The following is a 20,590-nucleotide window of genomic DNA, read 5'->3' on the forward strand; positions in this document are numbered from 1 at the left end:
GGGGGCCCGTTTCTTCGTTCGGACGCCTCCTCGTTGGGGGAAAGTGGCTACCGGTGCGGCGGGTCCGTACGGCAGGATCCTTGGATGGAGCGAGTACGTGACATCCGGCTGCTGCCCAAGGCCCATCTGCACCTGCATTTCACCGGGTCGATGCGGCCCTCGACCCTGCTGGAGCTGGCCGGCAGATACGGCGTGCACCTGCCTGAGGCGCTGACCGGCGGTGAGCCGCCGAAGCTGCGGGCCACCGACGAGCGCGGCTGGTTCCGCTTCCAGCGGCTGTACGACATCGCGCGTTCCTGTCTGCGCACGCCGGAGGACATCCAGCGGCTGGTGCGCGAGGCCGCCCAGGAGGATGTCGCGGACGGCTCGCAGTGGCTGGAGATCCAGGTCGACCCGACCTCGTACGCCCCGTTCCTCGGCGGGCTGATCCCGGCGCTCGAAGTCATCCTGGACGCGGTGGACTCCGCCTCGCGCGACACCGGGCTCGGCATACGCGTGGTGGTCGCGGCGAACCGGATGAAGCACCCGCTGGACGCGCGGACCCTCGCGCGCCTCGCGGTGCGCTACGCGGACCGCGGTGTGATCGGTTTCGGGCTCTCCAACGACGAGCGCCGGGGCATGGCGCGGGACTTCGACCGCGCGTTCGCCATCGCCCGGGAGGGCGGTCTGCTGGCCGCGCCGCACGGCGGGGAGCTCAGCGGGCCCTCGTCGGTGCGGGACTGCCTGGATGATCTGCACGCAGCGCGGATCGGGCACGGGGTGCGGGCCGCCGAGGACCCGCTGCTGCTGGAGCGGCTGGCCGAGCGCGGGGTGACCTGTGAGGTCTGCCCGGCGTCGAATGTGGCGCTCGGCGTCTACGAGAAGGCCGAGGACGTACCCCTGCGAAAGCTGTTCGAAGCCGGGGTGCCGATGGCGCTCGGCGCGGACGACCCGCTGCTGTTCGGGTCGCGGCTGGCGGCGCAGTACGAGCTGGCGCGGGCCCAGGGGTTCAGCGACGCCGAACTGGCCGAGCTGGCACGGCAGTCGGTGCGTGGCTCGGCGGCGCCCGCGGACGTACGGCGGAAGCTGCTCTCCGGCGTCGACGACTGGCTCACCGGCTGACTCCTCGTACGACCCCCCGCAGGAGCGTGCGGGCGAGCCCGGCGGCGAACTCGTCGAGCGGCTGCGGGGGCCTGCCGTCCTCGGTCATGTCGTACGCGAAGGCCCGCTGGGCGCAGGCGCCCAGCAGCAGGGATGCGGCGGAGTAGGTGTCGGCGGCGCCGTCGATCCGGCCCGCGTCCCGCTCGGCGCGCAGATAGGTGTCGACGCCGCGGATGGGCATGTGCGGGCCGGTGCCGAGTTCACGCATGGCCGCTTCGTGGCGCCGCTTGAGCGGTGGGTCGGCGTAGAGCGAGGCGGCGATCGGGAAGCTCTGCTCGTAGAAGAGGGCGGCCCTGCGGGCGATCTCGGTGAGGTTCTCCTCGACGCTGTGCCGCTGCGGTTCGGCGGCCAGTTCGTCGAGGAGCGGGGTCAGCCTGGGCAGCCGTTCCCTGAGAACGGTCACGAACAGCTCTTCCTTGCTCGCGAAGTGCTTGTAGAGCGCCGCTTCCGAACAGCCGGCCGCCCTGGCGATCTCCTTGGTGGTGGTCCGGGCCAGGCCGATGGTCAGCATGAGACGGTGCGCGGCGTCGACGATCCGGCCGCGGGCGGGCTTCTGCTGCGCGGGTGGCTGCACGGGCGCTCCTACCAGGCTTGACGGAGGGGTGAGTGACTGCCCACTCTAGAGGTGAGTGAATACTCACCCACTACTGCTTACCCACCACTGCTTACCCACCTCGGGAGGGTGCGCGATGAGGCTCACAGTGTTCGGTGCGACCGGCGGTATCGGCGGACAGATCGTCCGGCAGGCGCTGGCCGCGGGCCACCAGGTCACGGCCGTGGTCCGTGATCCGGCACGGCTCACGGCGACCGGGGCGGGTCTCGATGTGGTCCGCTCGGATCTCGGCGACCCGGAACCGCTGCGCGCGGCGGTGGCCGGGCGGGACGCGGTGCTCTCCGGTCTGGGCGCGCGCGGCCGCAAGGACGCGGGCATCACCCAGGTGCTGACCCGGCCGGTGCTCGCGGCGATGGAGGCGGAGGGCGTACGGCGGCTGCTTGTGGTGAGCGCGGCGCCGCTGGCACCGCCCGGGGACCAGTCGTTCGCGGACCGCGCCGCGCTCGGTGTGATCGGCGTGATCCTGAAAGCGGTCTACGAGGACCTGCGGGTGATGGAGGCCGAGGTCGCACGCAGCGCCACGGACTGGACGTCGGTCCGGCCGCCGAAGCTGACGGACAAGCCGGTGACCGGCAGGTACCGGACCGTCGTCGGGGGCAATCCGCGCGGCGGCCGGAGCATCTCGCGCGCCGATGTGGCGCACGCGATGCTGGCGATGATCGACGACCCCGCGTCGGTGAAGCAGGGGGTCGGGGTCGCGTACTGAGTCGCGAATTGGGGAGGGGTGGGGACAACTGCGCGATCGGTGACCGGCCTTGTGAACCAGGGCCGGTCACAGCGCGATCGGCCCTGGTTACGAGGCGGGTCACAGCGCGATCGGCGCCGGTTGCGGAGCCGGTTACAGGCTGACGCCGACCGTCACCGGCTCATTGACCAGCGTCACACCGAACGCCTCGTGCACACCGGCGACGACCTCGCGGGCGAGCGCGAGCAGGTCGTCGGTGGTGGCCCGGCCCCGGTTGGTCAGGGCCAGCGTGTGCTTGGTGGAGATGCGGGCCGGCCCCGTTCCGTAGCCCTTGGTGAAGCCCGCACGGTCGATCAGCCAGGCCGCCGACGTCTTGGTCAGCCCCTCCCCCGCCGGGAACGCGGGCGGCGCGGTCTCCGCTCCGAGCCGCTCCCGCACCCGGGCCAGGAACGCGGCGAACTGAGCGTCGTCGAGGATCGGGTTGGTGAAGAAGGAGCCGGCCGACCAGGTGTCGTGGTCTTCGGCGTCCAGCACCATGCCCTTGCCGGCGCGCAGCTTCAGCACGGTCTCGCGGACCGTCGCCGCCGGCACCCGGTCGCCCGCCTCGACACCGAGGACCCGGGCCGTCTCCGGGTACTTGACCGGTGCCGAGAGGCCGCCCGCGTCTTCGAGCTGGAAACGCACCCGCAGCACCACGTAGCGGTCGGGTTCGGCCTTGAAACGACTGTGCCGGTACGAGAACCGGCACTCGGCGTTCGAGAGGGTGACCGTCTGCCCCGTGGTCCGGTCGTATGCGACGACCTCGGTGAGGGTCGACGAGACCTCCTGGCCGTACGCCCCCACGTTCTGGATCGGGGTGGCGCCGGCAGAGCCGGGGATCCCGGCCAGGCATTCGATGCCCGCGAGCCCGGCCTCGACGGTACGGGTCACCGCGTCGCTCCACACCTCTCCGGCCGCGAGTTCGAGCGCGGTACCGGAGAGCGAGAACCCGCGTGTCGCGATCCGCAGGGCGGTGCCGGCGAACCCCTTGTCGCCGATGACCAGATTGGAGCCGCCGCCGATGATGAGCAGCGGGGTGTCGCTCTCGTCGGCCTCCCGGACGGCCGCGGTCACTTCGGCGTCGGTCTCCGCCGTGACCAGCCGGGTCGCGGGGCCGCCGAGGCGGAAGGTGGTCAGGGGGGCGAGTGGGGCTTCAAGGAGTTCCTGCACGGGCCCAGCGTACGAGAACGGCCCCGCCGGTCGGGCGGGGCCGTTCTCGTACGGAAGATCATTCGCGTACGGGAGACCGTTCGCGTACGGAGGACCGTTCGCGTACGGGTCACTCAGGCGGAGACCATCTCGCGGTCGGTCTCGGCCTCCGGTGCCGGGTCCGCGGGTCCCGGTGTGCCGCGCCGCGGGATCAGCAGCGCGACGAGCGCCGCGACCGCGACCACGGCGGCGCCGATCCACAGCGCGGGGACGGTGCCGTCGGTGAAGGAGTCGGGCGACTCGTACCCGCCGCGGGCGGCGAAGACCGCGCCCAGCACCGCGATACCGAGCGCGCCGCCCACCTCGCGCAGCGCGTTGTTCGCGCCGGAGGCGATGCCCTGTTCGGCGGGGCGGACGCTGGACATGACCACGCTGGAGGCGGGGGCGAAGTACAGCGCCATCCCGGCCCCGCCGAGGATCAGGGCCGGAAGAATCGTGGGGTACGACACGTCCGGACCGATGAGCAGCGCGAAGAGCGCGAGCCCGGCCGCCTGGAGGGCGAGACCGGCGGCGACGACGGGCCGGCCGCCTATCCGGTCCGAGAGGATGCCCGCGAACGGCGCGATGATCAGCGGCATCCCGGTCCAGGGCAGCATCCGCAGTCCGGCCTGGGTGGGCGAGTAACCCAGGACGCCCTGGAAGAACTGGCTCAGCAGGAATATCGAGCCGAACATCCCCAGGAACATCAGCAGCGACGCCCCGTTGATCCCGGCGAAGGCGCGGTTACGGAAGAGCCGCATGGGGAGCATGGGGTGGGCGCTGTGGACGCCGTGGAGAACGAACCCGGCCAGGAGGGCGACACCGGCGAAGAGGCTCGTGAGGATTCGCGCGCTGGACCAGCCGTCCGCCTGCCCGTTGACGAGGGCGTAGACGACGCCGAAGAGTCCGCCGCTGACCAGGAGCGTGCCGGGGATGTCCAGGCGGGCGCCGGGCCCACGCGACTCGGCGAGGCGCAGCCCGGCGAGCGGGAGCAGGACGAGGCCGATCGGCACGTTCAGCCAGAAGATCCACTGCCAGGACAGGTGCTCGGTGAGGGCGCCGCCGATGAGCGGCCCGCTGGCTACGGCAAGGCCGGTGACGGCGCTGAAGATCCCGAGGGCCGCGCCCCGGCGGGCGGCGGGTACGGCCGCGGTGAGCAGGGTCAGGGTGAGCGGCATCATGATCGCGGCGCCGACGCCCTGCACCGCGCGGGCCGCGATGAGCGGGGCGATCCCCGAGGCGAGGGCCGCCGCGGCGGATGCACCGGTGAATACCGTGAGGCCGGCGATGAAGAGCTTGCGCCGGCCGAACCGGTCGCCGAGGGCCGCACCGAACATGAGCAGGACGGCGAAGGTGAGCGTGTATGCGTTCACCGTCCACTGAAGGTCTTCCAGCGCGCCGCCGAGATCCGCGCGGATCGAGGGCAGCGCCGTGGTGACGACGAGGTTGTCGAGAGCCGCCATGAAACCGGCGACGCTGGTGATGATCAGAGCCCAGGTGGCGCCTCCGCGCCGGGCCGTCCGCTCGTTCACTGCTTCCCCCTGCTGGTTGTAACGCTGCTGGTTGTACCGCTGCCGGTTGCACAACGTTGATTAGTTATTGATGACTAACTTCTGTGGGCAACAGACTGGCGCTCCCCGGAGGCGAATCCGCCCGCGGGCCGTCCACTCATCGGGCGCCCGCCCGCTCACTTCTTCGGCTGTGCCGACTCGTAGAAGCCGGTCCACACCCGGTGCTCCGGGGCGAAGCCCAGCGACACCAGCGTGTTGATCAGCATCCCGTACGCCAGGAACGACGTCGTCTCGTCGGCGTCCGCACCCAGGGCCAGGTGGGCCGCGTCGTACAGCCTCATCCACGCGGCGCGCACGGCCCGCCCGAACTCGCGGTCCCCCGACGCCGCGGCGGAGGCCACCGCGACATAGACCTGCATCTGCATCAGGAGCTTGTCCGGGTCCTCGGCGATGAGCGACTGGTAGGCCTGCCCCATGGCTTGGTGGGCCTCTTCGCCCTGCAGACCGTCGGCCGCCGTCACGAGCACGGTCGACGTCTCCTCGACGCAGCGCTCGGCGGCCGCGAGGAAGATGGCCCCCTTGTTCGGGAAAAGCCGGAAGAGATACGGCTGGGAGACACCCACCCGCTTGGCGATCACCTCGGTGGAGGTGCCGTGATAGCCACCGCGGGCGAATTCGACCATCGCCGCACGGATGACGCTCTCGCGCCGCTCCTCTGCGCTCATCCTGACCATACGAGAAAGTTAGTGGCTGATTACTAACCAAGTCAAGTCCAAGCACACACGGCTCCAAGCACATACACGCAAGGGGCGCCCGCCTGCGCGAACGCCCCTTGCCACCAAGTCCTGCCGCTACCGCCCTGCCGACGCGCAGCAGACCCACGCAGCCGAGACCGACGCGGCAAAACCGCACGGCCACGACGCCCTCAGGCGAGGCGGACCACCGCGCGGGACATGCCCAGCACCTTCTTGCCGTCGCTCATCGCCGTGAGATCCACCCGCACCGTCTTGTCCTCGGGCTCGCCGACGACAGCTGCGACCTTGGCGCTGACCTCGATCAGCGCCCCGTCGGCGTCGTTCGGAACGACCACCGGCTTGGTGAAGCGGACGCCGTACTCCACGATCGCGCCCGGGTCCCCGACCCAGTCGGTCACCACCCGGATCGCCTCGGCCATGGTGAACATCCCGTGCGCGATGACGTCGGGCAGCCCGACCTCCAGCGCGAACTTCTCGTTCCAGTGGATCGGATTGAAGTCGCCGGACGCGCCCGCGTACTGCACCAGCGTCGCCCGCGACACGGGGAAGGACCGCGCCGGCAGCTCCGTGCCGATCTCGACGCTCCCGTAGGAGATCTTCGCTGTCACCGTCACGCCTCCCCGGCCGCGCGCGCGACCAGCTTCGTCCACGCCGTCACGACGTGCTCGCCGGACTCGTCGTGGACCTCACCGCGAATATCAATGATGTCGTTCCCGGCCAGGGACTTGATCGCCTCGATGGTCGAGGTGACCGTCAGCCGGTCCCCCGCCCGGACCGGGCGCCGGTAGGCGAACTTCTGATCACCGTGCACCACTCGCGTGTAGTCGAGACCCAGCTGCGGATCCTGGACGACGACGCCGGCTGCCTTGAAAGTGATCGAGAAAACGAACGTCGGCGGAGCGATGACATCGGCATGGCCGAGAGCCTTCGCCGTATCCACATCGGTGTACGCGGGATTCGCGTCACCCACCGCGTCGGCGAACTCGCGGATCTTCTCCCGGCCCACCTCGTACGGCGCGGAGGGCGGATAGGTCCGCCCCACGAAGGACTGGTCGAGCGCCATGGCTCACTACCTCCTGGTGGAGTGCCGGGAATCGGAAAGAATCACAATAACTGCGAGTAACCGCAGAAATGACGCGAGGCCGCCCCCCGGTAAGGGGACGACCTCGTGCCTGTGCCTGTGGAGAGTTGCGCTGGTGCAGAACTGTTCTTGTGGAAAGAACGGCCTGGGTCAGCGCGTTTCGCGGTGCGCGGTGTGCGAGTTGCAGCGCGGGCAGTGCTTCTTCATCTCAAGACGGTCCGGGTCGTTACGCCGGTTCTTCTTGGTGATGTAGTTCCGCTCCTTGCACTCCACGCAGGCCAGCGTGATCTTCGGGCGGACGTCGGTGGCAGCCACGTGAGTGCTCCTTGGACGGATGGACGGATGAACGCATAAAAGAGTAGCCGATCGAAGGACCGAGCCCACCATCGGCTACCGTGTGTAGCGGTGACCGGACTTGAACCGGTGACACAGCGATTATGAGCCGCTTGCTCTACCGACTGAGCTACACCGCTTTGCTACGGAATCCCTCACCCGAAGGTGAGGGCTCCCGCACCAGAGCCCCAATACGGAATCGAACCGTAGACCTTCTCCTTACCATGGAGACGCTCTACCGACTGAGCTATTGGGGCGAGCGATGAAGACATTACACGGTCCTTCGCCGTCACCCAAATCCTTATGAACGCCCCTCCCCGCCCCTCCCGGCCCCCCTCTCCGCACCCCCTTCTCCGCCGCGTCGCCCCGCCTCCCGCTCGGCTCCCACCAGCCTCTCCTGCCGCCGTTCGGCCCACGGGACCCATCGGCCACAGGAGTCACTCCCAGTACGACTAATCCGCCCCTCCTCGAAGCAGGACCGGCTTTCCCCATAGGCTCGCTTCACGCTGTGTGACCTCGTACGTCATGCCCGGCCCAGCACCCAGGAGCGCGATGCCCGACAGCCAGCCGCGGCCTCCCGAAGGAGCCACCGCAGACACCACCGCGCTCCTCCTCCGCGGGGCCCGCCTGGCCGACGGCCGCACCGTGGACGTCAGCATCAGCGACGGGCTCATCGAAGCCGTCGGCACCGCAGGCAGCCTCACCGCCCCCGGCGCCCGCGCCTCCGTCTCCCGTATCGAACTCGACGGCTATCTGCTGCTCCCCGCGCCCGCCGAACCCCACGCCCACAGCGACACCGCGCTGACCGCCGGTGCCGGACCGGGACCGGGCCCCGCCACCACCGGCTCCGTCCCCGACATCCAGCGCCGCGCCACCGAAGCCGCCCTCCTCCAGCTCGGACACGGTGCCACCGCCCTGCGCTCGCACATCCGCATCGGCGACGTCCAGGGCCTCGGCGCCATGGAGGCCGTACTCCAGGCCCGGCGATCGCTGCGCGGACTCACCGACCTCACCACCGTCGCCGTGCCCCGGCTGCTCACCGGCGTCGCCGGCGCCGACGGCCTCGCCATGCTGCGCGACGCCGTGAAGATGGGCGCCACCGTCGTCGGAGGCTGCCCCGACCTCGACCCGGATCCGACCGGATACACCCAGGCCGTCCTCGAAGTCGCCGCAGAACACGGCTGCGCCGTCGATCTGCACACCGAGGGTGACGACCCCGCCCGGCTCGCCCGGCTCGCCGCCATGTCCGGCGGGCTGCGCCCCGGCGTCGCCATCGGCCCCTGCGGCGGACTCTCCCGGCTCCCGCACGACACGGCGGTCCGCGCCGCCGGGCGGCTCGCCGCCGCGGGCGTCACCGTGATCTGCCAGCCCCAGGGCGGTTGCGGCGGGGTGGAGAGCCGCGGGACCGCGCCCGTACGGCTGCTCCGCACAGCCGGCGTACGCGTCGCCGCGGGCAGCGGCGCACTGCGCGACCTGGCCAACCCGGTCGGCCGCGGCGACCCCCTGGAGGCCGCGTACCTGCTCGCGTCGCAGAGCGGCCTGCGGCCCGACGCCGCGTACAGCGCGGTCAGTTCGGCGCCGCGCGAGGCCATGGGGCTCCCCGAGGTACGGGTGGAGGCGGGCTTCCCCGCCGAGCTGCTCGCCGTACGCGGGGAGCAGCTCTCCGCGGTGCTCTCCCTCGCGTACAGCAGGATCGTGATCCACCGCGGACGGGTCGTCGCACGGACCAACGCGGTTCGCGAGTACTGCGACTCGACCGCCCCCAGCGCACTCGAACTGCCGCGGCAGGGACGGGCCGGCGCCGGGCCCTGAGGGTTGGCGGCACCGCCCCGGGCCGGTGGCCCCGGAGCGCCCCGGAGGCCATCGCGTCAGCTCCGCGCGCCCACCCCCGCCGGCGGCAGGGCTGCCGGGTCCGGCGAAGAACAACGGGACCGCGCAGTGATCGCGCCGACAGAACGGAGCCGGTGACGTGCCCTTCGCCCAGTCGATCGGTGGTGACGGACCCGGGCGCCCCCGACCGGGCCCGACGGCCCCAGGACGCTCTGTGGCACCGCTGCTGGCCGTGTGTGCGGGCTACTTCATGGTCATCCTGGACGTCACCATCATCAACGTCGCTGTGCCCGTGGTGGGCCGGGACCTGTCGGCCTCACTGACCGGCATCCAGTGGATCACGGACGGGTACACCCTGGTCTTCGCCGGGTTCCTGATGACCGGTGGCGCGCTGGGCGACCGGCTGGGCAACCGCCGCATCTTCTGTTCGGGCGTGGTGGTGTTCACGGCGTCCTCTGCCGCGTGCGCCTTCGCGCCGAGTGACTCCTTCCTCGTCGTGGCGCGCCTCGCGGAAGGACTCGGCGCGGCGCTGATCGTCCCCGGCTCCCTCGCTCTGCTCCAGGAGTCCTACCAGGTGCAGGCGGCACGCTCACGTGCCTTCGGGCTGTGGGGGGCGATGGCGGGCGTCGCCGCCTCCGCCGGGCCGCTGCTGGGCGGGCTGCTGGTGTCCACGGTGGGCTGGCGGTGGGTCTTCCTCATCAATCTCCCCGTCGGAGCGGCCTGCCTGCTGCTGACGCTGCGTCACGTCGCACCCTCGCCGCGGCACCCCGGCCGCCCCCTGGACTGGCCTGCCCAGTGCGCCGTGGTGGCGGCGGTGGCCCTGCTGATCGCCGGGCTGAACGAGGCCGGACGGCGTGGCTGGTCCGATCCTGCTGTCCTCGCCGGCCTGGGCCTGGCCGTAACGGCGGTCGCAGCGTTCGTGATCCGAGAGCGGCTCGCCCGGTCCCCCGTCCTTCCCCTGTGGCTGCTGCGTTCACCCGCGATGAGCGGCGGGGCCGCCATCGGCCTGCTGTTCAACTTCGCTTTCTACGGCATGGTGTTCACCGCCAGCCTCGACTTCCAGCACCAGCGCGGCTTCACCGCCCTTGAAACCGGGTTGGCGTTGTTCCCGGCGGTGGCGATGACGATGTTCGCCTCCGTCCTGTCCGGGCGACTGAGCCGCCGCACCGGTGACCGCCCTCTGGTGGTCTGCGGCATGCTCCTGGGCGCCATCGGGCTGGCCGGCTGGGCCGCGGCGGGCTCGGATCCCGCCTACCCCCTGCTGGTGGCCCCGATGATGGCCACCGGATTCGGTACGTCCTTCGCGCTCACCGGTTCGACCACCACGGTGATGGGTGCGGCGCCCCCGGCGTACGCGGGAGCCGCCTCCGCCCTGTTCAACACCACCCGCCAGATCGGCAGCGCCACGGGGGTGGCACTCGGAGGCAGCCTGCTGGCCACCAGTACCGGCTACGGGGCCGGGCTGCGCGGCAGCATGGCCATCGGGGCCCTCGCCTACCTGACCGCAGCGGCTCTCGCGTGGCTGTGCGTGCCGGCCGGGGCGCACAGGGACGGCGAGTGACAGTGACCACGGGCCGCCCTCCGGTCGTCCGGCTGTCTGTCCGGCTGTCCGGCTGTCCGGCTGTCAAGCAGGCGGAAGGCGGGGCCGGTTGCTGCCGTACGCCATCCTGACCGGCGCCTCGCGGGGCTGCTGGAGCCCTTCCCGTGCCGGGCCGCACATCCGGCGTTCTCCAGCCGCTTTCTTCATCTTCTTCATCGGGCGCCTTGATCGGGCACCTTCATCGCGCTTCTTCATCGCGGCCCCGGCACCCGGGACGCTCAGCGGGCAACTACAGGACCGAGTCACACGAACACCTTCAGCAACGGGCATTCCTGAGCGCGCGGGCCGCCGGAGCGTACCGTCAGAAACATGCGCATTGTCATCGCAGGTGGACACGGTCAGATCGCGCTGCGGCTGGAGCGGCTGCTCGCCGCGCGCGGCGACGAGGTCGCGGGCATCATCCGCGCCGCAGGACAGGCCGACGACCTGAGATCCGCAGGCGCCGAACCGGTCGTCCTCGACCTGGAGTCGGCCACCGTGGACCAGGTTGCCCAGGCCCTTTCGGGCGCCGACGCAGTGGTCTTCGCGGCAGGTGCGGGCCCCGGCAGCACCGTCGAACGCAAGGACAGCGTGGACCGCGACGCGGCGGTCAAACTCGCGGACGCCGCCGAGCAGGCAGGCGTACGCCGCTATCTCATCGTCTCGTCCATGGGCGCCGACAGCACCCACCGGGGCGACGAGGTCTTCGACGCCTATCTGCGGGCCAAGGGTGCGGCGGACGACGCCGTACGGGCCCGGCGCACCCTGGACTGGACGGTGCTGCGCCCGGGCGCGCTGACCGACGACGCGGGCACCGGACACGTACGCCTGGAGGCCCGGACCGGCCGGGGCCAGATCCCGCGCGACGACGTAGCGGCGGTGCTCGCCGAGCTGGTCGAGACCCCGGCGACCGCGGGTCTGACCCTGGAGCTGATCGGCGGATCGGTGCCGGTGTCTGTCGCCGTGAAGGACGTGGCGGGCAACTGATGCAGAACCCACCAGTGGCCGTCGAGCGGGCGGCGCAGCCGTACGCGGCGATCCGGGAGACCGTCACCATGGACACGTTCCCGGTGATCGCCGACCGGCTGGCGGAGGTGTTCGGCCGGCTCACCGAACGCGGGATCGAACCGGCTGGGCCGCCCTTCTTCCGGTACGACGTCATCGACATCGAACGCGGCATGGAGGTCGAGGCGGGTGTGCCGGTGGCTGAGCCGCTGGGGGCCGCGTTCGACGCCGATGTCAACGAGGCCGACGCCGACGCGGGTGAGGTCTTCACCGGCACTCTGCCGGCGGGCCGGTATCTGACGGTCACCCACATCGGGCACCCGGACGAGCTGTTGGGGGTCACCGCGGGCCTGCTGGAGTACGCGGCGGCCCGTGGCATGGAGTGGGACATGGAGAAGGCCGACGTCGTCGAGGAGTGGGGCTGCCGGCTGGAGATCTACAAGACGGATCCACGGGAGGAGCCGGACATGTCCAAGTGGGAGATGGAGCTGGCCTTCCGGCTCGCGGACCCCGGCTCGCAGCCATAGCCGGAGCGGCAGCGGCAGCCGCAGCCGCAGCCATCGGACAGAAGGCCGGTCGCACAGGGCCGGAGAACCAGAAAGCCTCTGACCAGAAATGCTGGTCAGAGGCTGATTCCAGTGGCGGCGCCAGGGTTCGAACCTGGGTAGGCTGAGCCGGCAGATTTACAGTCTGCTCCCTTTGGCCACTCGGGCACACCGCCGGGGTTTTGTCGCTGCGGATCCGCGTGCTGCGGGAGTCCGTGGCAACGACGTAAACGATACCTGATGACAAGGGGTGCTTCGCCACCCGATTGATCAGGGACGGGCGGGGGCGGCCGTGGCGCAGCCCTTAGGCTTGCGCGCAACAGGCCGGGACACCGGTCGTACCCCACACCACACCCGATACAAGGAGCCACAGGACATGGCCGACTCCAGTTTCGACATCGTCTCGAAGGTCGAGCGGCAAGAGGTCGACAACGCCCTCAACCAGGCCGCCAAGGAGATCTCGCAGCGTTACGACTTCAAGAACGTCGGCGCCTCCATCGACTGGTCGGGCGAGAAGATCCTGATGCAGGCGAACACCGAGGAGCGGGTCACCGCGATCCTCGACGTCTTCCAGACCAAGCTGATCAAGCGCGGGATCTCGCTCAAGGCGCTGGACGCGGGCGAGCCGCAGCTGTCCGGCAAGGAGTACAAGATCTTCGCCTCCATCGAGGAGGGCATCTCGCAGGACAACGCCAAGAAGGTCGCGAAGGTCATCCGCGACGAGGGCCCCAAGGGCGTCAAGGCGCAGGTCCAGGGCGAGGAACTGCGGGTCAGCTCCAAGAGCCGGGACGATCTGCAGGCCGTGCAGGCGCTGGTGAAGGGCAAGGACTTCGACTTCGCGCTGCAGTTTGTGAACTACCGCTAAGCAGCTGGCCTGACCTGCACGGACGCCGGACGCCGGACGCCGGCAGGCAGACTTCGCAGACTTCACGGGCACGACGGGGGCACATCGCCGGGGCCGCTTCGACGGCGGCCCGCGTTGTGCCCTCACCGTTGGGCCACGAGGCGCGACAGGCAGCGCGGCGTGTGACGTGGCATCGGTATGGAATGTGGCGCGATACATGGCGTGGCACATGGCGTGACATGTGACGTCCGAAATCCGCCGGTCCGGATGGTCCGGGTATCGCAGACTCGTAGGTGTCCCGGTGGAACAGCCGCCGGAACGCTGCGAGGAAGGGAGCGACCGATGACGGTCTGGACAACGGCTGGCAGTCCGCTCGGTGAGCTGCTGCTGGTGGGCGAGGAATCGGCGGACGCGCGGGGCGGTGTGGCGCTGGTCTCGCTGTCGGTGCCGGGCCAGAAGGGCGGTGTGTCCGCCCAGGACGCCGCCGGCGCGGGGTGGCGCCGGGATCCGGCTGCGTTCACCTGGATCACCGACCAGCTGCGGGCCTATTTCGCCGGTGAGTCGACCCGGTTCGAGATCGACTACGCGGGTGGTGGAACCGACTTCCAGCAGCGGGTGTGGGCCGCGCTGGACGGTCTCGCGTACGGCACCACGGTGTCGTACGGGGAGCTCGCGGGGCGCATCGGGCTCTCGGGCGCCGGAGTGCGGGCCGTGGGCACCGCGATCGGGCGCAATCCCCTGCTGGTCGTACGGCCGTGCCACCGGGTGATCGGCGCCGACGGAGCGCTGCGCGGGTACGCGGGCGGGCTGGAGCGCAAGCAGTGGCTGCTGGGGCTCGAAGGGACGCGCGCGTCGTGACGGGGCGGTGCGCCGGCCGGGGCCGCGGGGCGGGTCCAGCCGTATGACCGGGCTGTTCCCGCGGGACCGGGTGGAGGTCGCGCCCGGTGCGGTGCATGTTCCGGAGTGGCTGTCGGTGGAACGCCAGCAGGAGCTGGTCGCCGCGTGCCGCGAGTGGGCGCGAGGTCCTGTGCCACTGCGGCACACGCAACTGCCGGGCGGGGGCGTGATGTCCGTACGGACGGTGTGTCTCGGGTGGCACTGGCAGCCGTACCGCTATGCGCGTACCGCCGACGATGTGAACGGTGCGCGGGTGGCTGAATTCCCGGGCTGGCTGGCGGAGTTGGGGCGGTCCGCGGTGACTGAGGCGTACGGGGGCGCCGGAGCTGCTGGATGGGCCCGAGATGCGGGCGGTGCGGGAGACGCCGGAGGCACCGGTGCCGTGTATGCGCCGGATGCGGCGCTCGTGAACTTCTACGACGGTGACGCGCGGATGGGCATGCACCAGGACAAGGAGGAGCGGTGCGCAGCTCCTGTGGTGTCACTGAGCCTGGGCGACACCTGCGTCTTCCGTTTCGGGAACCCGGAGGGGCGGGGGCGGCCCTATACGGATGTGAGGTTGGCGTCCGGGGATCTGTTTGTCTTCGGAGGACCTTCGCGGTTCGCGTACCACGGTGTCCCGAAGGTCCTTCCGGAGACGGCTGATCCTGCGGTGGGGCTGCGGGGCGGGCGGTTGAACATCACGCTGCGGGAGACGGGGCTCGGCGGCCCTGACCGCCGCGGGTGATCAGGGCGATCGCGGGTGATCGCGGGTGATCAGCGGCGGCCGCGGGCGAGTGGTGGTGGCCCGGGCCGCCCGGACACCGCCCGGACATACGGGTGGGTGTGCGATCAGCGCGAGTGCGCGGTCAGCGGTGTGAGCGGGAGTTGCCGAAGAGCAGCCGGTAGAGAACCAGCAGGACAAGTGCGCCCACGATGGCGGAGATCCAGGTCGCGCCGTCGTAGAAGTGCTTCGCCACCGGGTGGTTGAAGAAATGCGAGGCGCCCCATCCTCCGACGAAGGCGCCCACGATGCCTATGAGGGTGGTGCCGACGAGCCCTCCCGGGTCACGGCCGGGGAGCAGGAACTTGGCGATGGCCCCTGCGAGCAGTCCGAGGATGATCCAGCTGATGATTCCCATGAGCAGAGCCTGCCTTACGTTCGGTGTCTTAAACAGAGACGTTGAGGCGGCACTGCTTGGTTGCGTCGCTGGTCGCGGAGGCGTGGTGGCAGGGATCAGTGATGCGGGTGTGGTGGGATTCGCCGTCCGGGCCGGTTCAGCGGGCGGCGAAGGGCTGGTCCGTGGGGACGATCTCCTTGCCCAGCGGCATCAGCGAGACGGGGATCAGCTTGAAGTTCGCGATGCCCAGGGGGATGCCGATGATGGTGATGCACAGGGCGACGCCGGTGAAGATGTGGCCGAGTGCGAGCCACCAGCCGGCGAGGACCAGCCACAGGACGTTGCCCACGCAGGACGGGGATCCGGCGTCGGAGCGGTCCACCGCCATGTAGCCGAAGGGCCAGAGGGCGTAGACACCGATACGGAACGCGGCGATTCCGAACGGGATGCCGATGATGGTGATGCAGAGCAGCGCGCCCGCGAGAAGGTAGCTGAGGAACATCCAGAAGCCGCACAGGACGAGCCAGATGATGTTGAGGATGGTCTTCATGTCCGGGGACCTGCCATCTGTTCGAGTCGGGAGATGCGCTCCGCCATGGGCGGGTGTGTGGAGAACATCTTGGACAGTCCCTGACCGGGACGGAAAGGGTTCGCGATCATCATGTGGCTCGCGGTCTCGATCCGGGGCTCGGGGGGCAGTGGCAACTGTTTCGTACCGGCCTCCAGCTTGCGCAGCGCGCCTGCGAGGGCGAGCGGGTCGCCGGTGAGCTGGGCACCCGACGCGTCGGCCTCGTACTCGCGTGAGCGGCTGACGGCCAGTTGGATGAGGGATGCGGCCAGCGGGCCCAGGATCATGATCAACAGCATACCGATGAGGCCGGGTCCCTCGTCGTCGTCGGAGCGGCCGACCGGGATGAGCCAGGCGAAGTTCACCAGGAACATCACGACGGAGGCCAGGGCGCCGGCGACCGAGGAGATCAGGATGTCGCGGTTGTAGACATGGCTGAGTTCGTGGCCCAGGACTCCGCGCAGCTCGCGTTCGTCCAGGATCTGGAGGATGCCCTCGGTGCAGCAGACGGCGGCGTTGCGCGGGTTCCGCCCGGTGGCGAAGGCGTTGGGCGCCTGGGTCGGCGAGATGTAGAGCCGGGGCATGGGCTGGCGGGCCGCGGTGGAGAGCTCGCGGACGATGCGGTAGAGCGCCGGGGCCTCGAATTCGCTGACGGGCCGGGCCCGCATGGCGCGCAGGGCGAGCTTGTCGCTGTTCCAGTAGGCGTACGCGTTGGTGCCGAGCGCGACGACGAGCGCGACGATCAGGCCCGTACGGCCGAAGAAGCTGCCGATGACGATGAGGAGGGCTGACAGCCCCCCGAGGAGGACAGCTGTCCTCAGCCCGTTGTGCCGGCGGTGCACGGTACGCCCTCCAAGTCGTGCGGCAGGGGAACCTTCGCTCAGTGGCTCAGTCCACTGGTCACTGTCCAGTGGACCCTCCCTCACTGGTCAACGCCAGGCGAGGGAGGCTAGTTCCCTTGTGCGCGCGGCCCGTGGTGTGCGCCGTACGGGTGGGTCAGCCCTGAGCGGGGACCTTCACCAGCGCCAGGGCCTCGGGCACGGGCTCGACCTGGCTGGTGCAGTGGGCGCAGCGGGAGGCGACGGCCGGGATCTCGGTGTAGCAGTACGGGCAGTCGCGGAGGGCCGCCTTGATGTCGACGGGCTTGTCGGCGGTGAAGCGGGACTGGATCTTGGCCAGCGGGACGACGACGCAGAAGTAGAGGACCGCGGCGGTCACGAGGAAGGCGACTCCGGCGTTGATGAGCAGGCCGTAGCGGAAGTGGGCGCCGTCGACGGTGAACTCGGCCTTGCTGAAGTCGCCCATGGCGGAGCTGGTGGCGAGGCCGATGAGGGGTGTGATGAAGGCGGTGCTGAGTGCGGTGACGACTGCCGTGAAGGCGGATCCCACGGCGAGGCCGATGGCCAGTGAGATGACGTTCCCGCGGAGGATGAAGTCTTTGAACCCGCTCAGCACTGGTTGCTCCTTGATTCGGTGGTTTCGGTGGCTTCGGTAGTCCTGCGCGCTGCTCCGGCGCGCCTTCGGTGCCGCTCTCCGGCGTCGTACTGCCTCTGCCCCGGGGCGTGCGCCGGAGCGCCGTCCGTGGTGTGCGCCCGGCCGAAGACCGTAGCAAAACTCAGAAGAGGCTGCCGGACGCGAAGTGCAGGACCAGCTGGGGGTCGACGGAGAGTACGGCTCCGGCAGCGGCCGCGAGTGCGACGGTGAGGGTGAGCGGGACGGGGATGCGCAGGCCGGGGCGGGTGTCGCCGGCCGCGGGCCCGGCCGGGGCCGTGTCGGTCCGGGGTGTGCGGAACAGCACAGCCGTCCAGCGGAGGTAGTAGTACAAGGCGATGACGACGTTGACGGCCATGATGACGGCGAGCCAGCCAAGGCCCGCGTCGACCGCGCTCTGGAAGACGGTGACCTTGGCGAAGAGGCCGATGATGCCGGGGGGCAGTCCGGCCAGGCAGAGCAGGAAGAAGGCGAGCGCCAGGGCGGTGAAGGGCCGCGTGGCGCAGAGGCCGCGGTAGTCGCTCAGGCGTTTGCCGGGGCGGGAGCGGGCGACGAGGGCCACCGTGGCGAATGCGCCGAGGTTCACTACCGCGTACATGAGGGCGTACGCGACGGTGGAGCCGATTTCGCGGTCCGAGGTGTAGCCGGCGGCGGCGATCGGTACGAGGAGGTATCCGGCCTGGCCGATGGAGGACCAGGCGAGGAGCCGGACGGCGCTGTGGGCGCGGGTGGCCTGCTGGCGCAGGGCGGCGGCGTTGCCGACGGTCATGGTGAGGGCGGCCAGCACGGCGATGGCCGGGCCCCAGATGTTGGCGTACCCGGGGAACGCGACGACGGTCACGAGGATGAGCCCGGAGAAGCCGACGGCCTTCCCGATGACGGAGAGGTACGCGGCGATGGGCAGGGGTGCGCCGACGTAGGTGTCGGGGACCCAGAAGTGGAAGGGCGCGACGGCCGTCTTGAAGGCGAAGCCGACGAGGGTGAGGACGACTCCTGCCTCGGCGAGGGTGTTGAGCTGCGGGTAGACCTGGGCGGTGGCGATGCCGGTGAGGTGCAGGGTGCCGGTGGCCGCGTAGACGAAGCTGACGCCGAGCAGCGTGACGGCGGTCGCGGTGACCGAGGACAGGAAGAACTTGAGGGCCGCCTCGGAGGAGAGGCGGTTGCCGCGCTTGAGGCCGACGAGGGCGAAGGCGGGCAGCGAGGCCACTTCGAGGGCGACGACGAGCGTGGCGAGGTCCCGCGATGCGGGCAGCAGCGCGGCGCCGGAGGCGGAGGCGAGCAGCAGGAACCAGAATTCGCCGGCCGGGAGGCGGTCGCCGCCGGTCTCGCTCATCGAGAGCAGTGCGGTGAGCAGGGCGCCGCCCAGTACGAGCAGCTGGATGGCGAGGGTGAAGTGGTCCGCGGTGTAGCTGCAGGCTCCGTGGCCGGTGGTGAGGCAGAAGGTGGAGCGGCTGCCGTGGCGCAGGGGCAGGAGCATGAGGACGGCGGCGGCGAGTCCGGCGACCGCGGTCCAGCCGAGGAGCGGCTTGCGGTGGTCGGGGACGAAGAGGTCGGCGACAAGGATGATCAGCGCGGTCGCGGCGACGATGACGGGCGGGGCGATCGCGAGCCAGTCGACGGACTGGACGAGGGAGCTCATGCCTTGCCTCCTGCGAGGAGCTTCTGCACGGCCGGGTCGGTCAGGCCGAGGAGGGCCGCGGGCCACAGACCGGCGAGGACGGTGAGGGCGACGAGCGGGCTCCAGGTGGCGAGCTCGTAGCCCTGGACGTCCTGGATCTCCTGGCTGCCCTTGATCTCCTGGACGTCCTGGATGCCCTTGGTCCCGTGGCCATCGGCGTGCCGGTTCTCGTGGCCCTCGGCGTGCCGGCTGCTGCCGGGTGCGGGGGCTGCGGGTGGCTCGGCGGGGGCGGGCTGGGGTTGCCGGGGTTCTCGGGATTCCCGTGCGTCGCCTGCGTCGGGTGCGTCGGGTGTGGTCTGCGGGGCGCTGCCCATGCAGACGCGGCGTACGACGAGGAGGAGGTACGCGGCCGTGAGCAGGGTGCCGAGGGCCGCGAGCGACATGAAGGTGAGGAAGGCGGGGCGGCTGAGCCCCCTGGCCGGGTCGAAGGCGCCGAACATGGTGAGCATCTCGCCCCAGAACCCGGCGAGTCCCGGCAGGCCGAGCGAGGCGACGGCGGCGAAGGCGACGAGGCCGCCGAGCCGGGGTGCCCGGCCGTAGAGGGCGGCGCCGGTGGCGCCGGCGAGCGTGTCGAGGTCGGCGGTGCCGTACCGGTCCTTGAGCGCGCCGACGAGGAAGAAGAGCAGCCCGGTGATGAGGCCGTGGGCGATGTTGGCGAAGAGCGCGCCGTTGACGCCGGTGGGGGTCATCGACGCGATGCCGAGGAGTACGAAGCCCATGTGGCCGACGGAGGAGTAGGCGATGAGGCGCTTGAGGTCGCCCTTGTTGCCTCGCCGGGCGAGCGAGAGGCAGGCGAGCGATCCGTAGATGATGCCGACGACGCCGAAGGCCGCGAGGTAGGGGGCGAAGGCGTGCATGCCTTCGGGTGCGATGGGCAGGGCGATGCGGACGAATCCGTAGGTGCCCATCTTGAGCATGACGCCGGCGAGGAGGACCGAGCCGGCGGTGGGCGCCGCGGTGTGGGCGTCGGGGAGCCAGCTGTGCAGCGGCCACATCGGGGTCTTCACGGCGAGGCCGATGGCGATGGCGAGGACCGCGATGACCTGGGTGGTGTGGGTGAGGTCGCGGCCGTTGTCAGTGGCGAGTGCCACCATGTCGAGTGTGCCGCTCTTCACGCCGATGAGGAGGATGCCGAGCAGCATGACGACGGAGCCGAGCACGGTGTAGAGGATGAACTTCCAGGCGGCGGCGGTGCGTTCGGCGCCGCCCCAGCGGGCGATGAGGAAGTACATCGGGATGAGGACCATCTCGAAGGCCAGGAAGAAGAGCACCAGGTCGAGGGCGGCGAAGGTGGCGAGCGTCCCCGATTCGAGGAGGAGGACGAGAGCGACGAACGCCTTGGGGGACGGGCCCGCGGGGGGCTTGAAGCAGGAGTAGAGCGCGCAGAGGAAGGTCAGCAGCGCGGTCAGTACGAGAAGGGGGAGCGAGATGCCGTCTGTGCCCAGATGGATCCGGACGTGGAGTGCCGGGATCCAGCTGATGTCGGTGGTGGCCTGCATCTTCGACGGGTGGTCGCGGTCGAAGCCGAGCGCGAGGACGATCGCGGCGATGAGCACGGTGCCGGTGACGATCACACCGTGGCGGAGCACGGCCTGCTGGGGTGTCCTGCCCCGCAGCCCGGGTGGTGCGGGCAGCAGTGCGGCGACGGCGCCGATGACCGGGGCGGCGACGATGAACGCCAGAAGGAACTGCATCACGGATGCGCTGA

General features: G+C 70.5%; 22 protein-coding genes and 3 tRNA genes. 9 read left to right on the forward strand and 16 right to left on the reverse strand.

What is annotated here, in order from left to right:
* Positions 1-84 precede the first annotated feature (84 nt).
* Positions 85-1,101, forward strand: a complete 1,017-nt coding sequence (locus OG385_RS11635) for an adenosine deaminase (RefSeq protein WP_266854302.1) — start codon at positions 85-87, stop codon at positions 1,099-1,101.
* On the opposite strand, the gene OG385_RS11640 is transcribed toward OG385_RS11635, so the two are convergent.
* The gene (locus OG385_RS11640) at positions 1,091-1,714 is read right to left on the reverse strand and encodes a TetR/AcrR family transcriptional regulator (protein ID WP_266854303.1); all 624 of its coding nucleotides are present in this window, start codon (positions 1,712-1,714) and stop codon (positions 1,091-1,093) included. The genes OG385_RS11635 and OG385_RS11640 overlap by 11 nt on opposite strands.
* A gap of 115 nt (positions 1,715-1,829) precedes the next feature.
* Here OG385_RS11640 and OG385_RS11645 point away from each other — a divergent pair, with 115 nt between their 5' ends.
* Entirely contained in the window at positions 1,830-2,459 is a 630-nt protein-coding gene (locus tag OG385_RS11645) for an NAD(P)-dependent oxidoreductase (RefSeq protein ID WP_266854305.1), read from the forward strand.
* Between the two features lie 132 nt (positions 2,460-2,591).
* Here OG385_RS11645 and OG385_RS11650 read toward each other — a convergent pair whose 3' ends face one another.
* The 8 genes from OG385_RS11650 to OG385_RS11685 all read right to left on the reverse strand — a co-directional run bounded on the left by OG385_RS11650 (position 2,592) and on the right by OG385_RS11685 (position 7,602).
* Entirely contained in the window at positions 2,592-3,647 is a 1,056-nt protein-coding gene (locus tag OG385_RS11650; protein WP_266854306.1) for a UDP-N-acetylmuramate dehydrogenase, read from the reverse strand.
* Between the two features lie 113 nt (positions 3,648-3,760).
* Positions 3,761-5,197 carry an MFS transporter gene (locus OG385_RS11655; protein ID WP_266854308.1) on the reverse strand — a complete coding sequence of 479 codons (1,437 nt, stop codon included), beginning with the start codon at positions 5,195-5,197 and terminating at the stop codon, positions 3,761-3,763.
* 155 nt (positions 5,198-5,352) lie between these two features.
* Positions 5,353-5,901, reverse strand: coding sequence for a TetR/AcrR family transcriptional regulator (locus OG385_RS11660; RefSeq protein ID WP_266854309.1), 549 nt, complete (start codon positions 5,899-5,901; stop codon positions 5,353-5,355).
* 200 nt (positions 5,902-6,101) lie between these two features.
* The gene (locus OG385_RS11665) at positions 6,102-6,539 is read right to left on the reverse strand and encodes a MaoC family dehydratase (RefSeq protein ID WP_266854311.1); all 438 of its coding nucleotides are present in this window, start codon (positions 6,537-6,539) and stop codon (positions 6,102-6,104) included.
* Between the two features lie 2 nt (positions 6,540-6,541).
* Entirely contained in the window at positions 6,542-6,994 is a 453-nt protein-coding gene (locus OG385_RS11670) for a MaoC family dehydratase N-terminal domain-containing protein (RefSeq protein ID WP_266854313.1), read from the reverse strand.
* A 168-nt stretch (positions 6,995-7,162) separates the two neighbouring features.
* Positions 7,163-7,327, reverse strand: a complete 165-nt coding sequence (gene rpmG, locus OG385_RS11675; protein WP_006604855.1) for a 50S ribosomal protein L33 — start codon at positions 7,325-7,327, stop codon at positions 7,163-7,165.
* 85 nt (positions 7,328-7,412) lie between these two features.
* Positions 7,413-7,485, reverse strand: a tRNA-Met gene (locus tag OG385_RS11680).
* 44 nt (positions 7,486-7,529) lie between these two features.
* Positions 7,530-7,602 (reverse strand) — tRNA-Thr (locus OG385_RS11685).
* A gap of 295 nt (positions 7,603-7,897) precedes the next feature.
* Between OG385_RS11685 and OG385_RS11690 the strand changes: the two genes are divergently transcribed.
* From OG385_RS11690 to OG385_RS11705, 4 genes are all read left to right on the forward strand, one after another.
* On the forward strand, positions 7,898-9,157 hold the full coding sequence (locus tag OG385_RS11690; RefSeq protein ID WP_266854315.1) for an amidohydrolase family protein: 1,260 nt from the start codon (positions 7,898-7,900) through the stop codon (positions 9,155-9,157).
* Between the two features lie 232 nt (positions 9,158-9,389).
* Positions 9,390-10,736, forward strand: a complete 1,347-nt coding sequence (locus OG385_RS11695) for an MFS transporter (RefSeq protein ID WP_266854316.1) — start codon at positions 9,390-9,392, stop codon at positions 10,734-10,736.
* 348 nt (positions 10,737-11,084) lie between these two features.
* Positions 11,085-11,741: an SDR family oxidoreductase gene (locus OG385_RS11700; protein ID WP_266854318.1), complete on the forward strand. Its 657-nt coding sequence runs from the start codon at positions 11,085-11,087 to the stop codon at positions 11,739-11,741.
* The gene (locus tag OG385_RS11705) at positions 11,741-12,286 is read left to right on the forward strand and encodes a GyrI-like domain-containing protein (protein ID WP_266854320.1); all 546 of its coding nucleotides are present in this window, start codon (positions 11,741-11,743) and stop codon (positions 12,284-12,286) included. Before OG385_RS11700 ends, OG385_RS11705 begins: the two co-directional genes overlap by 1 nt.
* 112 nt (positions 12,287-12,398) lie before the next feature.
* Here OG385_RS11705 and OG385_RS11710 read toward each other — a convergent pair.
* Positions 12,399-12,480, reverse strand: a tRNA-Tyr gene (locus tag OG385_RS11710).
* A 200-nt stretch (positions 12,481-12,680) separates the two neighbouring features.
* Between OG385_RS11710 and OG385_RS11715 the strand changes: the two genes are divergently transcribed.
* The 3 genes from OG385_RS11715 to OG385_RS11725 all read left to right on the forward strand — a co-directional run bounded on the left by OG385_RS11715 (position 12,681) and on the right by OG385_RS11725 (position 14,772).
* Positions 12,681-13,169 (forward strand): YajQ family cyclic di-GMP-binding protein, encoded by a 489-nt coding sequence (locus tag OG385_RS11715; protein ID WP_266854321.1) that lies wholly within the window; start codon positions 12,681-12,683, stop codon positions 13,167-13,169.
* 321 nt (positions 13,170-13,490) lie between these two features.
* Complete coding sequence (locus tag OG385_RS11720) at positions 13,491-14,006, forward strand: methylated-DNA--[protein]-cysteine S-methyltransferase (RefSeq protein WP_266854323.1); 516 nt, start codon at positions 13,491-13,493, stop codon at positions 14,004-14,006.
* A gap of 43 nt (positions 14,007-14,049) precedes the next feature.
* Entirely contained in the window at positions 14,050-14,772 is a 723-nt protein-coding gene (locus OG385_RS11725; RefSeq protein WP_266854325.1) for an alpha-ketoglutarate-dependent dioxygenase AlkB, read from the forward strand.
* Between the two features lie 121 nt (positions 14,773-14,893).
* On the opposite strand, the gene OG385_RS11730 is transcribed toward OG385_RS11725, so the two are convergent.
* The 6 genes from OG385_RS11730 to OG385_RS11755 form a co-directional block, all read right to left on the reverse strand.
* On the reverse strand, positions 14,894-15,166 hold the full coding sequence (locus OG385_RS11730; protein WP_266854326.1) for a GlsB/YeaQ/YmgE family stress response membrane protein: 273 nt from the start codon (positions 15,164-15,166) through the stop codon (positions 14,894-14,896).
* Between the two features lie 136 nt (positions 15,167-15,302).
* Complete coding sequence (locus OG385_RS11735; protein WP_266854328.1) at positions 15,303-15,695, reverse strand: YccF domain-containing protein; 393 nt, start codon at positions 15,693-15,695, stop codon at positions 15,303-15,305.
* Entirely contained in the window at positions 15,692-16,555 is an 864-nt protein-coding gene (gene htpX / locus OG385_RS11740; RefSeq protein WP_266854330.1) for a zinc metalloprotease HtpX, read from the reverse strand. The genes OG385_RS11735 and htpX overlap by 4 nt, the downstream gene beginning before the upstream one ends.
* Before the next feature lie 154 nt (positions 16,556-16,709).
* A complete protein-coding gene (locus OG385_RS11745; protein WP_266854331.1) occupies positions 16,710-17,168 on the reverse strand; it encodes an MscL family protein in 459 nt (152 codons plus the stop codon).
* A 160-nt stretch (positions 17,169-17,328) separates the two neighbouring features.
* Positions 17,329-18,843 carry an NADH-quinone oxidoreductase subunit N gene (locus tag OG385_RS11750; RefSeq protein WP_266854333.1) on the reverse strand — a complete coding sequence of 505 codons (1,515 nt, stop codon included), beginning with the start codon at positions 18,841-18,843 and terminating at the stop codon, positions 17,329-17,331.
* The gene (locus OG385_RS11755) at positions 18,840-20,576 is read right to left on the reverse strand and encodes a NuoM family protein (protein ID WP_266860780.1); all 1,737 of its coding nucleotides are present in this window, start codon (positions 20,574-20,576) and stop codon (positions 18,840-18,842) included. Before OG385_RS11755 ends, OG385_RS11750 begins: the two co-directional genes overlap by 4 nt.
* Between the last annotated feature and the right edge of the window lie 14 nt (positions 20,577-20,590).

Origin of the sequence: Streptomyces sp. NBC_01306 (genome assembly GCF_026340465.1) — a bacterium.
In the GTDB taxonomy this organism is placed as follows: Bacteria; Actinomycetota; Actinomycetes; order Streptomycetales; family Streptomycetaceae; genus Streptomyces.